Source organism: Methylobacterium sp. Leaf466 (genome assembly GCF_001425565.1).
Classification (GTDB): domain Bacteria; phylum Pseudomonadota; class Alphaproteobacteria; order Rhizobiales; family Beijerinckiaceae; genus Methylobacterium.
Genome location: NZ_LMRC01000002.1, coordinates 65,760 through 79,803, shown reverse-complemented (window position 1 = coordinate 79,803; position 14,044 = coordinate 65,760). Strand labels below are relative to the sequence as shown.

Sequence of the window (14,044 nt, the reverse complement as noted above, 5' to 3'; positions counted from 1 at the left end):
CTCGTCGGGTTACTCGTGATGATGGCACGGGCTTCGGACACCGGACCGCTCCTCGGTTCGGAGCGGCGTCGGACCACGGTCGCCGGCAACCGGATCGTCTTGCACCAACTCCCTGTCGTCGAGGACAGTAGAGTTGGTGCGGCCAAGAGGACTCGAACCTCCACCCCTTGCAGGACTAGCACCTCAAGCTAGATATATTCGTTGATTTTATTACATAATTTTGCAAAAGATAGACTCCGGAGGCCATTACAAATCAATGGCTTAGAGCGGGTTTGCAAAGGGCTTTTCGTCCTGTCGGGGCCTAAGCCCGAGCCGTCGGCAGCTCGGCCACCTGCGTCGTGTAGCGCGGACTACGCATTTCGAACTTCGTCGACCACGTCCGCTTCTCCATCAGCCCGGCCCGGGCCGGCACGACACTCCCGCGGCCGAAGCGGGCGTTGCAGGCGTCCATCGCCGCCATGAGGGGGCCGCTGCGCTCGCGATCGAGCTGGCCGATCAACGCTCGCGGGCTGGCATCGAGCAGCATCAGGTCGGTGGTGACGACACCAGCCTTGGAGTAGCGCCAGGGGCGGTCGTCCGGCGCATCGCGCCAGGTGCGATCGACGCCGTGCCGGGCCGCGGCGATCAGCGCGAGCGTGTCGTTGGTCGCCTCCGGCAGCGTCACGGTGGTGGAGACGGACCGCATCGGGTCACCGCGGTCGTGGGTGCTGGTGTGGTAGAAGACGGTGACGTGGGACGTGCCAAGGCCGCCGCGCCGGAGCTTCTCGCCGAGGCGGGTCGCGTGCGCCGCCACCGCCTGCTCCAGCACCGCACGTTCGGTGACGCGGCGGGAGAACGAGCGAGTCACCGCGCAGCCCTTGCGCTGGGCCGGCATCAGTTCGAGCGGCAGGCACGACAGCCCGCGTAGCTCATGGATGATACGCTCGCCCACCACCGTCATCGCTTTGCGCACCGGACGGGGGTCGAGGTCGCGCAGGTCCGCCACCGAATCGACGCCCATGGCTTCGAGCTTGGCGAGCGACGCCCGGCCGATACCCCAGACCTCGCCGACGTGGATGCGGCAGAGCCAGGCCGCCCGCTCGTCCTCGTCGGACAGGTCGCAGACGCCGTCGAGGTCGGGAATGGACTTGGCGATGTGGTTGGCGAGCTTGGCCAGGGTCTTCGTCGGCCCGATCCCGACGCAGGTTGGAATGCCGGTCCAGGCTCGGACCGTCGCCCGCAGATCGCGGGCGAGCTCGCCGCGTCGGTCGGGATGCACGTCGGACAGATCGAGGAAGCTCTCGTCGATCGAGTAGATCTCCACCACCGGCGCGAAGTCGCGGTACACCGCGTTCGTGCGGGCCGACATGTCGCCATAGAGGGTGTAGTTCGATGAGAAGACCCGCACCCCGTCCCGCCGGCACTGCTCGCAGATCTTGAAGAAGGGGTCGCCCATCTTGATCCCAAGCGCCTTGGCTTCGGCCGTCCGGGCGATGGCGCAGCCATCGTTGTTGGACAGCACGATCACCGGCACCCGTGCCAGCTTGGGGTCGAACACCCGCTCGCAGGAGCAGTAGAAGCTGTTGCCGTCGATCAGCGCGATGGCGCGGCTCATCGCACCAGTCCGGCGCGCGCGACGTGCCAGCGGATCGTGAAGCGGACCACGCCCCAGATCTCGCCCTCGGCCGCCTCCTGGACGGCGAAAGCCGGCAGGTCCGGATTGTCGAAAGCCAGCCNCGTGCCAGCGGATCGTGAAGCGGACCACGCCCCAGATCTCGCCCTCGGCCGCCTCCTGGACGGCGAAAGCCGGCAGGTCCGGATTGTCGAAAGCCAGCCGCGCCACGCTGCCCTCAATGCGCAGCCGCTTGATCGACATCTCGCCGTCGATCGCGGCCACGACCACGCTGCCGTCGCCGGCCTTCAGGCTGCGGTCCACCACCGCGAGGTCGCGGTCGAAGATACCGGCGGCCCGCATCGAATCGCCCGAGATGTTCCAGGCGAAGGTGGCCGGCGGATTGGGCGCGAGCCAGCGCGGCAGTTCGAGCGCCCCTTCCAAGAAGTCGTCGGCCGGCGACGGGAACCCGGCGCATAGCGCGGGCCCCATGATCGGTATGGGGATAAATCCGGCCGGGTCCAGGTCCGCGATCCGATACAGGCCCACATCGCGCTCCGATCCGTGATAGAACGGAAAGAGAACAAACAGGAGGGGCGGGCCGGGTCAACGGGATCGCGCGGGCTGTGGATAACGGGGACAGCGCGGGGCTGTCAGGAGCGGAGACCGGCCATGACGATCAAGACCACGTTCCTCGTCCAGACGTTCACGATCAAGCGCAAGCGCCTGGTCCCGGGCGACCGCGAGATCTCGCCGACCGAGAGCGGCGCATTAAAGAAGGCCGAGGCTATGGCCGGCCGGATGCCAGGAACGGCAGCGCTTAAGGTGATGGCCGACGACGAGACCGGCGAGCTCGAAGGCGTCACCATCCTAGGAAGGTTCGGCGAGATCCCGGAAGATTTCGCCGAAAGCTTGCAGGGTGGATAGAGACTCAACTGGGGTCAGTTTGACAGCACGGTATCAGCCGAACTCGGGCCGACGCCCTCGGGGACGGGGATGTCGGTAGTGCCGTAGCGGGCGTTTAGGACGAGGTCGGGGCCATCGTAGAGGTTGATTATCCGAGCAATGATCACCGTGTAAGCGGACTGATCGGCGATGGGCCTTTTCGAGTCGATGATCAGGCGTCCGGCGGGCAGGTAGATGGTGCCCAGGAGGTTGCGGGCCTCGTTGCTGATGATCCGGTACTCGCGCAGGCCGACGACGGCCCCGATCAGGGACGGCGCGGGCCCCTTGCCGCTGAGGGGCGGCGGCAGCGGCAGGAGGTTGATGAGGGCGCGGTCCTCGAAGAACAGCAGTCCCGCCATGATGCCGTCCTTGGGCGCGGTCAGGCTGATGACGCTGTCTTCGTCGAACAGCAGGCCGGCGCGCAGCAGGCGGTCGCCGTCCTCTTGGGCGCGGTCAGGCTGATGACGCTGTCTTCGTCGAACAGCAGGCCGGCGCGCAGGCCTGTGAAGTAGAAGCCGGTGTTGGTGCCGGTGAACGACGACTTCTTGTCCACCACCAGGGGCCCGCCGGACATGATGTAGATGCCGGGCTTGAGCGTGACCTTGGCGCCCTTGGTGATGTGCAGGCCGCCGCAATAGGTGCCCGGCTCCAGGGTCGCCGTGGTGCTGACCACCTGGGTGCCGTAGAGCGGGCTGTCGATCCCGTCGAACAGCATCTTGGGGTTGTACCACAGCGGCAGGATCTTGCAGAGGCCGAGCGACGGGCCGGCACGGTCGGCGAGCGGGTCCTTGAGCACCGGGCAGTCGGTGGCCGGCGGCGGCATGAAGCTCGCCTTGTTGCCGGTGTAGCCGCCGGCCGAGCAGGTCGAGAGGGCGCGGGCGACCGCGTTGCTCTCGCCCTCGATGCCGGAGGCGTGGCGCGAGTTCGAGTAGAGCGAGCAGTCGCCCGCCGTGATCCGCGCCGAGGATTCGAGGTGGAAGGCGCCGCGCGCGGCGGGATCGAGGGCGAGCAGGCACAGGCGCGTCGTCCCCGACAGCTTGGCCGTCGATTGCACCTTGATCGTCATCTCCGACATCGCGAGCAGCTTGCCCATGGCCAGRGGCACGGTCTCGGTGAGCGTGACCTGCACGCTCGAATGGTTCCCGAGCACCTGCGCCGCGGCCTGGAGCGTGGCGCCGGCGGTGGCCTGCACCGCCGCCTGGGTCTGGGCGGTGGCGATCGCCACCTGCACGGAAGAGGCGTCGTCGGCATTGGCGAGCTTGAACTGGTTGACCCCGGCGATGCTGCCGCTGTCGGCGGCCCGCTGGAGTTCGCCGCGCCGCTTGACGATGGANAGAGGCGTCGTCGGCATTGGCGAGCTTGAACTGGTTGACCCCGGCGATGCTGCCGCTGTCGGCGGCCCGCTGGAGTTCGCCGCGCCGCTTGACGATGGACCCGTATTCGAGGGCCGCCGCGCTCACGGCCAGCAGGATCGGCAGCGAAAGCGCGAAGATCAGCATCACGCCGCCGTCGCGATTACCGGCCGCGTCCCTCAACCAACGGATCATTCCACGCACTCCNGCCGCTGTCGGCGGCCCGCTGGAGTTCGCCGCGCCGCTTGACGATGGACCCGTATTCGAGGGCCGCCGCGCCACGGCCAGCAGGATCGGCAGCGAAAGCGCGAAGATCAGCATCACGCCGCCGTCGCGATTACCGGCCGCGTCCCTCAACCAACGGATCATTCCACGCACTTCTTATGGAGACGAGGTAGCGCCGAAACGTTCTGCGATTCCGTGAAGACAAAGGTCGATTTTTCGAGGATTTCCCAAAAGACGAACAAATCGTTAGCGTAACCGGATATTTGCCATAGCTTTGCGATGTCACCGGACCGACATTATGAGCGCGGTATACTCGTTTACCATTGCAGGAAAACTTTTTGGAGCCGAAAACCAGGTCAATCAAAGCTTTCAATTTTATCATATGACTTTTTGCCAATTAGAAAATAAGGCGCGATTTGCGGTTGCATCACATCAAAAAGAGGCAACGGGGGTTTGAAACCCGCTTGCTCAATAATTCAATAATCAGAGACATTTATAAAGATAATTACAAATTTTTAACCTTCATCAGATATTTGAGATCGGCGTGCATGAACTCGAGAAAAAAGATGTTTCGTAAATCAGCTTACAATGAAGCTCAGGCCAAGCTTGATGCGCTTGATCGCTCGCTGGCGATCATTGAGTTCTCGATGGACGGAAACATTTTGAATGCAAATCATAATTTTCTTTCCGTGGTTGGTTACAGCCTTGAAGAGGTCAAAGGTAAGCACCACAGTATATTTGTTGAAGAAAAATTTTCAGCAAGTTTGCAATACACAGATTTCTGGAATAAACTTCAATCAGGTCAACACATATCGGGCGAATTCATGCGCCTGGGCAAAGGTCGTCGACGCGTTTGGTTGGAGGCGACCTATAATCCAATTTTGGGTGCGCAAGGTAAACCTACGAAAATCATCAAGTTTGCTTCTGATGTTACCGTAAAAAAGAACGAAACAAGTCGGCTAATGACTATGATTGACGACATGCCGGTTGCAGTCATGACAGCTGACCCAAAAGACAATTTTAAAATAAACTATTTTAATTCGACCTCTCGTAAAACTCTTGGAGCGATTGAGAAATATTTGCCTATCAAGGTTGATGAAATGCTTGGTTCTTCGTTCGATGTATTTCATAAAAATCCGAATCATCAACGGACTATGCTGGCTGATGCAAGTCGGCTTCCTCATCGCACAAAGATTAAAGTTGGTCCAGAAACGCTTGAACTCCGCGCATCCGCCATTAAAGACTCAGAAGGCAACTACATTGGACCGATGCTGACATGGGCTGTCGTGACGGCACAAGTGGCGATGGCGGCAGAAGTGTCGCGTGTCGTCGACGCGCTCGGTGCCGCGATCAGGGAGATGCAACAGTCGGCCCTGGGGCTGAACCAATCTGCCGACGAAGCAAGCGCTCGGGCATCATCCGTAGCTGCTGGTTCGCAGCAAATGACGGGCGCGATCGGCGAAATCTCGGGTCAAGTTGGAAGTGTCTCCGAGCGTGCTCGGCAAATCGCAACCCAGGCGGCAGCCACTGATGTTACAGTTCGTCTGCTGGCTGAGAATGCCAACAAGGTTGACACGGTCGTTGGCATGATCAAGTCCATTGCTGACCAAACCAATCTTTTGGCCTTGAATGCGACGATTGAGGCAGCACGCGCAGGGGCGGCCGGACGTGGATTTGCAGTCGTAGCGAGTGAGGTTAAAGCGCTAGCCGCGCAAACTGCAAAAGCGACGGGCGAAATCACGCAACAGGTTACTGCAATTCAAAGCGCGACCGCAGAAGCCGTTACAGCTATCGGGTTGATTACCGCTGCGGTAGGTGAGCTCTCGAACCTGACGTTGGCAATGGCTGGTGCGGTTGAAGAGCAGGCAGCCTCGACCGAGGAAATGTCGAGCAACATCTCCGGTGTTTCAGCTGCAGCAACTGCGACAGGTCAGCTTGCGGAAGCAGTACGCACGATTTCTGAACAGCTGGCGGTCCATTCGGTCGGACTTGGAGAGAGCATGCAGAGCTTCTTGAAGGCAAGCTAAAGTCTGAGCGAGCAAAAGAGCCCTACGACTCCAGCAGTTTCTCGCATGAAGCCCACGGGTTGCCCCGGTGATTACGCGGGCGGTGATGGAGCGAGGCGGAAGAGGAAACGCAAAAAAGCCGGCGCGCCAGTCAAGCAGGCCGGACAAAGGTTTGAGACCTTATGCATAGAGACCAGCCGCATGATCGGTCAGATATACCAGGCTGTCACGACGAAAATGCCCCGCAAGCCGTGAGTCTGCGGGGCGAGTTGAGGTCATCAACATTGGAGGCGCCTGCGAAGAACGGACATTGCCCGCAAATACGCTTCCATATCGAGGCGGAGGAACCAACTCGATAGGCGGATCATGGGCAATCGGACCGCGGGCGCATTCACAAGGATCAAAGAAAAGCCCCGCTGCGGCATGCGCCGGGCGGGGCTTAAGTGAGAAATTGAGGGTGATGCTGACGGAACGGCCCCCTCCGGCGGAATTGGTTCAACGCGCGTGCTGACTCCTGTCTGGACGGCTCCTTACCGTTCAGCTCGCTTTGGCGTGGCCTCACCCGCGGTATCAGTGACCGCGTTATCCCGCTGCGCAGCCTTGCCCCTGTCCTTCCGCAACTGCCCTAGGCCAAGGGAGCGAGCGATCTCGGCGCGCAGTGCCGAGTAGGCGGGCGACGTCATTGGGTAGTCGTGAGGTAGGCCGTACTTCTCCCGGTAGGCCTCGGCAGTGAGCCCGCGTAGGGTCAGATGCCTGCGCATCGTCTTGTAAGACTTGCCGTCCTCAAAACTGATGAGGACATCCGGCGTGATGGAATCTTTGATCTGCGCAAGGGTCGGCTTTTCGACGGCGTCCGTCGCCGGAGCCTCGGATCTACCACCAGCAAGACCGCTGAGAGCCGTGTGTACACTCACTACCAGGCTGGCGAGTTCGGTCACTGGGACCGCGTTTTTGGAGACATAGGCGGACACGATGTCGGCGGCTAGCTCGACGTAATCGGGCAGCATATCAGAAGTGATTTCGTCCATGTTTGACACCGATGTGCAGAGGCGACATCTATCTGAAACGTCAAACGCAGAAAAATCAACGCTGATGTTTTAGAATTTGAGTTACAGCAGAGTTATCCACGTTAGGATTGACTTCGCATCCGAGCGCTGAGGCCTAGCCGAAGAGCCCTATGAGAACCCGCCACGGCGTGTGCCGGGCGGGGCCTGATCGAGCGATAATGAGCGACTGGGGGTCAGTCGCCTGATCGTCGGTTCATCAGCGCCTTGAGCATTTGCTCCCTGGTCTCGCGCATCTCGTCGCGCACCGACAGCATCATCTCGTCGATCCGGCGTTCCAGCCGCGTGATCACGTCGCCGGTAACGTAGGTCCGCGCGACCTCGATCTTGAAGGCGTTGAGCTGGTCCTTCACGCTGGAGACCTCGATCTTGACCGCCGCCATGTCGATGGTGAGCGGCGAGACGGCCGCCGTGGCGCCGGCCTTTGATCGGGCCTGGAGCCAGTCGATCCCCTTCACGATCGCCACGACGGCGAGCATGCAAGCGACGAGGCCTGCCCAGGTGATCGGACCAGGTGCGAGAAACGATGTGTCCATGATCCGAGCCCCCACGAGCGTGGTGGCGCGCCGGCGGGACCGGACGCGCGGAGTGCGTTACCGGCCGGCCTTGGGGGCGATCGCGGAGATGCCCTTTTCGACGGTGCGGGCGAGGATGAAGCCGCCGATGCCGATCGAGATCAGGTTCCAGAGGTTGTCCGGAGTCGCTGCCAAGGCGGCGACCACCTCCTTCTGCAGTCCGATCATCGGAGCGATCACGCCGACGTAGGTCACCATGAACAGGCCCCACACGACGACCATCGGCCGTGCGTTGCGGGTGAGCCAGCCTTCGGAGGCCGCGTCGCCCTTCATGACCTCGGCCATCGCCTGGTTCAGGGCCGACTGGTTCTCGAGCACCGCCTTCTGGAAGTCGGCCTGGACCTGCGCACGCTGGCCGGCGTCGGGAATGGCCTTCTCCAGGGCGGGGCCGAGGAACTGCAAGAGCATCGGAATAAGGGTGATCAGCGCGCCCATGGGTCAGGCTTCTTTCGTCATGTTGGTGCGGATAGTCGACAGGAAGCACGACCAGAAGCCGGGTTCGGCTTGGCCTACTTTTGATGGCGAATTGACCAGCTCGCCCACGGCGGGCGACGGGGCCTTATTCGTCAGGGGGTTAGTGAGCGGCGCGGCCGGACTAGAACTTGATCCGGTTTTGATCGGCGCGCCCAAGGCCCCGGGCATCCGCGCACCGAGGAGCGACATGCCGCCGGCGACGAGCGCGGCCTCGAACCGCCCGGCATAGCCGGCGATGGTCGCGGCCTTGTCGGTGCCGTTCACCGTGCGGCGGGCCCCTACGTAATCGCAGCGGTCTCCGGCGATATAGTCCTCGAGCGCCTTGCCGGTGAAGTCGCCCTTGATCGAGACGCCGCGCGTCACGCCCTCGACGAGTATGCGGCCCGAGACCGCCGGGTCGAGGGCGAGGTCGGGGTTGCCGGCCAGGTCGATGCCGAGGATTCGGCCCATCCGCAGATAGTTGTCCTCGTGCGTGAGCTGGACGTCGCCGCGGCCGTAGAACGACAGGCCGCGGGCGTTCGGGAGCGCGTAGTTCCGACTGATCCTGCCCTTGGCGTAGAGCGAGGCCACGGCGCGGCGGGCCGCGGCATCTGAGAGCGTGAAGCCTTCGCGGACCGGCTGCATCCGCTTCCCGGTCTCATGGAACGAGGTCGCCAGGATGTAGGCGAGATGCCGACGATCCAAGAGCAGGGCGTAGGCGAGGAAGGCGTCGAGCAGCCGCTCGATGCCGACGACCTGCGCCACCGAGAGCGAGCCGAACAGGGGGCGGATCGCGGCGAAGAACTTGGCGCGGTCGAGACGTGCGAACGCGCCCGGGTCCAACGGGGTCATGGCGGAGATCCTTGCGGGCATGAAAAAACCGCCCGGAGGCGGCGCGGATGGCGAACGGGTCGGGCGTCAGGTCGATCCGATCACACGCTGCGCAGGGTCAGATATTCGTCGAGGTTGGCGAGCATCGGCGCGTTACCGGTTGCGAGAAGGTCGATGTTGTACTTGCCCAGAAGATCGAGCTTGCCCCCGAGCGTGATGACGGAGCCGCCCATCTGGAACAGGTTGATCGACGCCGGAGCCGGCGCGTTGGCCGGCGCGACGCCGATGATGGGTGCCGCGTTGCCGATCCTGATCTTGGGCTTGAGGTCGACGCCCAGCGAGACGATGACGCGAACCCAGGCGCCGGCGGTGATCGGTCCCTGGACGGCGGCGTCGCCGTAGAGGTGACGCATCGTGTTGGTGCCGGTCTGCATCTGCACGCGGTTGGGCGTGCTGATGTACTGACCGCAGACCTGGTTGAACGCGGCGAAGTCGTCGATCCAGACGACCGCCACCCAGGAGTAGACCGCGGCCGGATTGAAGACGTAGCCCGACGCCGTGTAGAACGACGTGTCGGCGCGGACGAAGCGCCCGACGTTGCGCTTGAGCACGTCGTCGTAGACGACCGGTGCGCGCCGCGCCGCCGCCGCCTGGACCATCGGCACGCCACCGACCTTCCAGTTGGCGATCTCCTCGACGCGGCCGTCGGTCAGCTTGAGCGCCGCCGGGTTGTCGAAGCGCCAGAAGCCCACGCATTCGGGGCCCGTGAGAAGGGACTGGAAGTCCTTGATCTGATCGAGGCCATCGGCGTCCTCGAAAGCAAAGGCGATCTCATTGTAGTTCATCTGACGACCCTCAAACGACGAGTGTGGATTTGTAAGCGCACAGCCAAGTATCGACCGTCTCGCCGGCGAAGTAGCTGGAAGGCGGGCCGACGCGCTTGATGTTGCCCCAGGCGCCGGCATGGGTGCCGGGCGGGATGTCGAGGCGGCCGTAGAAGGCGTAGGAGACCTCGACCGTCGCACCGGAGGCCGGCATCGCGACGGGGATGATCCGCACGAGGTTCGCGCTGACGGTGACGCTGGCGATCGGCACGATCACGCCGTTGACCTTGAGCACGAAGCCCTTGTCGGGCGCGGCTTCGATCATGGCGGTGTCGACGGCCAGATCACCGAAGCCCGGCGGCCGGGTCACGGCCAGCGTGAAGCCACCGTTCTCGACCGCGATGGCGCTGATGCGGGCGCAGTCCCAGGCTTCGCCGAGGTCCAACACCTTGCGCTTGACCAGCCCCTCGAGCTCGCCGATCCGCGTGTAGCCGAGCCCGGTGTGATGGATGTTGTCGCGGAACGGGTACGGGTAACGCGGCCCGATCAGGTGGACGCGCGCCGCGTTGGTGACGGCGAACCGGACCTGGTCGAGGTAGGAGAGCTGCGCCTGCCCCTGCCCGATGCTGGCCGCCGTCTGATCGGTGAAGAAGTGCAGCGGCGTGCCGCCGGCGCCGTTGAGCGCGAGCGCGTCGTAGCCGGCGACCATCTCGGTCAGGCTCTGGAAATAGTCCTCGCCGCCGCCATCGACCGCGCCGCCGTGGGTGAAGCTCGTAGCCTCGAAGAACGGCGTCTTGCCGTAGCGGGCCGCCTGGATGCGGGCCGCCGCGTGCATGAGGATGCCCTGGGCCCAGGGGTCGGTGCCGGGCTTGAGCTGCTCCCAGGTGTAGCCGGGATAGCCGTGGCAGTATTCCAGCACCGGCATCTGCCGGGCGTTGTCGCGCCGGCGGAACCGGGCGAGCGCCTGCGCCGCCGCATAGCCGATGTTCGCCCCTCGCGACATGCTTAGGCCAGCGAGGTCGATGATTGCCGAGGTCTGGAACGCCGTGCCGATGGTCTGAATCGGCTCGATCTTCTGAGACGACCCGCCCATCCGACCGAGCGACATGGCCATGCGGGGCTCGCCGATATCGGCGACGGCCGCCGGGATGTCATCGGTGAGGGTCTCGGTGCGCCAGGACTGCCCGTAGCTGATGTGGATCGCCAGCCGCGAGGTCGTGTCGAGCAGGCTCGGCGAACCCGCGTACGCCGGCCGCATCACGTAGGGCATCGTGACGCCATCGGGCGTGGACTTGTAGCGGTAGAACTCCTTGTCCTTGACCACGTCCTGAACGGTGCCGGCGGCACCCAGGGCAATGACGGTGGTCTCCGGGAGGGTGGCCTCGCGCTGCGACGCGACCCAGCTCGGGGGGTCGATGCGGGCCTGCAGGCGCCCGCGATAGTTGATCGCGAGACCGACCCGGCCGTTCTTGTCGACAACCGTCCAGAGATGGCGCAGTCCGTACCGCTCCCAGAGCAGGGACGAGACCAGGAGGTTGGTGCGCGAGAAGGCGATGGCGCCGCGTTTGGTGATGCCGAGGGCGACGCGGCCGGCGCGGTCGCCCCAGACCTCGATGTAGTTCGTCATCGAGAGGCCGCGGACGAAATTCCGGCGGATCGTGACGGCGCCCCGCTTGCTGATACCGAGTGCGATGCGGCCGGCGCGGTCGCCCCAGACCTCGACGTAATCCGACAGGGCCAGGCCCCGGACCAGGTTGCGGCGGATCGCGACGGCGCCGGTCTTGGTGACGCCGAGCGGCACGCGCCCGAGCGAGTCCCGAGCCGCTGCCCACACAAACCCCTGCAGGCCGTTGAAGCGCCCGAGGATCCCCTGCATGTAGCGAGTGATGTCGTCGGTGATCGACTTGGTGAGGAGGACGTCCTTTGTCCGCTCGTCGAGCCCCGGCACCGTCGCCTTCGTCTTCAGGACCCACGCGCCGGCGCCCGAGGCTCCGGTCTTCGCGTAGTATCCGGCGTCCGGACCGAACATCACTTCGCCGACGGCGCCATCGGGGAAGTTGAGCGACGAGCCGAGCCCGCTGCCAACGACGCCGTCAACGTCGACGAGCGTGTCTCGTGTCACTCGGCCGATCGCGACGGCGTTCTGGGCCTGCGTGGCGGACGCGGCGGCGCTGTTGGCCCGCGCGGTCGCATCGCCGGCTTTCGTCGTGGCGATGGCGGCGGCGGCAACCGCGGTCCCGGCCTGCGCCACCGAAGTGGCGGCTTGCGCGGCTGCATCCGCGGCCTTCGTCGTCGCCGTGGCGGCGGCGAGTGTCGCTTCGTCGGACCGCGCCTGCGCCGAGGTCGCAGCGGCGATCGCGGCGGCCGTCTTGTCGAGGGTGACCTCGGCGGCCTCGACGACATCCTGGCGCAGATCGATCAGCCCGGGGATCTCGTCCAGGGTCGATGCGCCGGCCTGGACGCGCCAGGCGACGGTCGACCCATCGGCGAGCGTATCGAGGATGGTGTCGTAGTACCGCCCCTTGATCAGCCGACCGGGCTGGAGCGGCACGCCGCCGGCATCGACCCACGGCAGCGGTCCGAGCCCGTCGACGTTGAGCGTCGCGACAGCGGTGTTGTCGCGGTCGACCTGGATCATGAGGCGGAGGCCACGGCGCAGTTCCGTCAGGCCGCTCCCCGTCTGGACCACGTAGGCGTTAAGGGTGCCCGACGTGACGAGCACACCACTCAGGTCGTCGGCCAGGCGGCGCACGGCCGCCATGACCTCGCGCGTCGTGCCCGGGAATGAGCGCGCGGATGCGCCGTCCAACGCCGCGATGGCGGTCGCGATCGCACCGTTCTGCGCAGGCGTGCGCGACCAGCCGGGGACACCCATCGGCAGTACTCCAGAGTTCGATTGTCGAAGGGGGGTCGGGGCCGCTCAGGCCTTGATCGCGAAGACGACGACGAGGCCGGGGGGCATGTTCGGGTGGGCGGCGTTCTCGCCAGCCGCGGCGACGTTCACGCCGTGCGCGTGGTCGCCGACCGCCGTGATTACATGGGCATGCGTGCCCGATCCGGGGATCCCGTGGGCGTGATCGCCGCCGTTGTTGACCTGTACGCCGTGACCGTGTCCGCCCGAGGCTCCGATCGTGACGTCATGCCCATGGGCGGGGGAGTCGGTGCTCGTCGGGATAAACTGGGAGCCAGCCCCGGCCCTGACGCCGAAGGTAAGATTGGTCCCGTTGCCAAGGGCGAAGTTCACGCCCTCAACCGGGACGGAGTGGGCGTGACTAGTCCCAGGCGCTCCGGTCGTTCCAGTGTGAGGATGCGCGCCATCGGTGGTCGTCGAAGCGGTATGGTCGTGCGTTCCGGCGTTTTGGGTTGCCCCGCCGTGATTGTGCTCGCCGCCGCTTTGTGTTGCGCCGCCGTGGTCGTGCCCGCCGGCTCCGGTGGTAGAGGAGCCGTTGTGATTATGGCTCGGCAGTTGGGCCACGCTCAGAGCGACCGTCTCCGACCCGCCGGCGCTGCCGACCGCGCCGCCGAGGCCGCCTGCCCCACTAAGGCCGGGGCCGAACATCGCCCGGCCGTTGAGGTTCGGGACGTTGAACGTCGTCGTACCGTCGCCGGCGCCGTAGGTCGTGCCGATGACGGCGAACAGGGACGCATACGCGGTGCGAGACAGGGCCGCGCCGTCGCAGATGATCCACCCGAGCGGGATCGCGGCATAAGCCCCGAAGGGCGAGATGCGCCCCGACGGCTCAAAACCGGGCGTGAGAACGAAGTAGGCCTCCGAGTACGGAGAGCGCGCGATCCGATACATGATGTTCGGAGCGAGATCGCCCGGCGCGAGCTCGACGCCGCCCTGGCGCCTGAGGGGCTTGGCCACGCCGTCGATCGAGAGCGTGGCGGGCCCGTCGTTGGGCACGTCGACGCTGAACGCGAGGGTGAAGCCTCGGAGCAGGGAAGCGGCCGTCGCGCCCTGAAACGTGGACATCGCGTAGGCGTTGTTCGCTCCACGAAATGCGACGGAGACGCCGACCGTATCAAGATGCCAGCGCGCCAGAGCTCCCATCATCTCGCGCGCGGAGGCGTTGACGGACCCGGCCGCCTGGCCTTCCTGCCAATTGATCGGTGGCGCGGCCAGGTCGTTCGAGGTTGCGTCGATCGAGAAGTCCCACAGGCCGGTCATGGGCGAG

At 64.7% G+C, this 14,044-nt stretch carries 14 protein-coding genes; 3 read left to right on the top strand and 11 right to left on the bottom strand.

Translation table 11 applies throughout. The features are described 5' to 3' along the window. Positions 1–301 precede the first annotated feature (301 nt). On the bottom strand, positions 302–1,594 hold the full coding sequence (locus ASG59_RS02425) for a Y-family DNA polymerase (protein WP_056406922.1): 1,293 nt from the start codon (positions 1,592–1,594) through the stop codon (positions 302–304). Positions 1,595–1,716: 122 nt separating this feature from the next. Continuing rightward, positions 1,717–2,083 (bottom strand): translesion error-prone DNA polymerase V autoproteolytic subunit (gene umuD / locus ASG59_RS19675; RefSeq protein WP_244475605.1); only part of this gene is annotated, 367 nt, incomplete at its 3' end. A 180-nt stretch (positions 2,084–2,263) separates the two neighbouring features. On the opposite strand from umuD, the gene ASG59_RS02420 reads away from it, so the two are divergent. Next, entirely contained in the window at positions 2,264–2,518 is a 255-nt protein-coding gene (locus tag ASG59_RS02420; RefSeq protein ID WP_055888744.1) for a hypothetical protein, read from the top strand. A gap of 14 nt (positions 2,519–2,532) precedes the next feature. Here ASG59_RS02420 and ASG59_RS21140 read toward each other — a convergent pair whose 3' ends face one another. After that, on the bottom strand, positions 2,533–2,895 hold the full coding sequence (locus ASG59_RS21140; RefSeq protein ID WP_056406827.1) for a hypothetical protein: 363 nt from the start codon (positions 2,893–2,895) through the stop codon (positions 2,533–2,535). A gap of 975 nt (positions 2,896–3,870) precedes the next feature. Beyond that, a partial coding sequence (locus tag ASG59_RS21135) for a pilus assembly protein TadG-related protein (protein WP_244475604.1) occupies positions 3,871–4,083 on the bottom strand: 213 nt, incomplete at its 3' end. A gap of 13 nt (positions 4,084–4,096) precedes the next feature. Between ASG59_RS21135 and ASG59_RS21075 the strand changes: the two genes are divergently transcribed. Beyond that, positions 4,097–4,312, top strand: a 216-nt coding sequence (locus ASG59_RS21075; RefSeq protein WP_210168502.1) for a hypothetical protein, incomplete at its 5' end; no start/stop codon positions are given. A gap of 367 nt (positions 4,313–4,679) precedes the next feature. Further along, positions 4,680–6,140 carry a PAS domain-containing methyl-accepting chemotaxis protein gene (locus tag ASG59_RS19665; protein ID WP_082528590.1) on the top strand — a complete coding sequence of 487 codons (1,461 nt, stop codon included), beginning with the start codon at positions 4,680–4,682 and terminating at the stop codon, positions 6,138–6,140. Between the two features lie 509 nt (positions 6,141–6,649). On the opposite strand, the gene ASG59_RS02405 is transcribed toward ASG59_RS19665, so the two are convergent. The 7 genes from ASG59_RS02405 to ASG59_RS02375 all read right to left on the bottom strand — a co-directional run bounded on the left by ASG59_RS02405 (position 6,650) and on the right by ASG59_RS02375 (position 14,037). Next, positions 6,650–7,147 (bottom strand): MucR family transcriptional regulator, encoded by a 498-nt coding sequence (locus ASG59_RS02405; protein ID WP_056406823.1) that lies wholly within the window; start codon positions 7,145–7,147, stop codon positions 6,650–6,652. Positions 7,148–7,359: 212 nt separating this feature from the next. Beyond that, entirely contained in the window at positions 7,360–7,719 is a 360-nt protein-coding gene (locus tag ASG59_RS02400; protein ID WP_056406821.1) for a hypothetical protein, read from the bottom strand. 57 nt (positions 7,720–7,776) lie between these two features. Then, the gene (locus tag ASG59_RS02395) at positions 7,777–8,193 is read right to left on the bottom strand and encodes a 3TM-type holin (protein ID WP_056406819.1); all 417 of its coding nucleotides are present in this window, start codon (positions 8,191–8,193) and stop codon (positions 7,777–7,779) included. Positions 8,194–8,196: 3 nt separating this feature from the next. After that, complete coding sequence (locus ASG59_RS02390; RefSeq protein WP_056406817.1) at positions 8,197–9,063, bottom strand: glycoside hydrolase family 19 protein; 867 nt, start codon at positions 9,061–9,063, stop codon at positions 8,197–8,199. Between the two features lie 80 nt (positions 9,064–9,143). Beyond that, the gene (locus tag ASG59_RS02385; protein ID WP_055888736.1) at positions 9,144–9,887 is read right to left on the bottom strand and encodes a hypothetical protein; all 744 of its coding nucleotides are present in this window, start codon (positions 9,885–9,887) and stop codon (positions 9,144–9,146) included. 10 nt (positions 9,888–9,897) lie between these two features. Beyond that, the gene (locus ASG59_RS02380; protein ID WP_055888733.1) at positions 9,898–12,741 is read right to left on the bottom strand and encodes a hypothetical protein; all 2,844 of its coding nucleotides are present in this window, start codon (positions 12,739–12,741) and stop codon (positions 9,898–9,900) included. 45 nt (positions 12,742–12,786) lie between these two features. Further along, positions 12,787–14,037, bottom strand: coding sequence for a tail fiber protein (locus ASG59_RS02375; RefSeq protein ID WP_055888731.1), 1,251 nt, complete (start codon positions 14,035–14,037; stop codon positions 12,787–12,789). Positions 14,038–14,044: the final 7 nt, after the last annotated feature.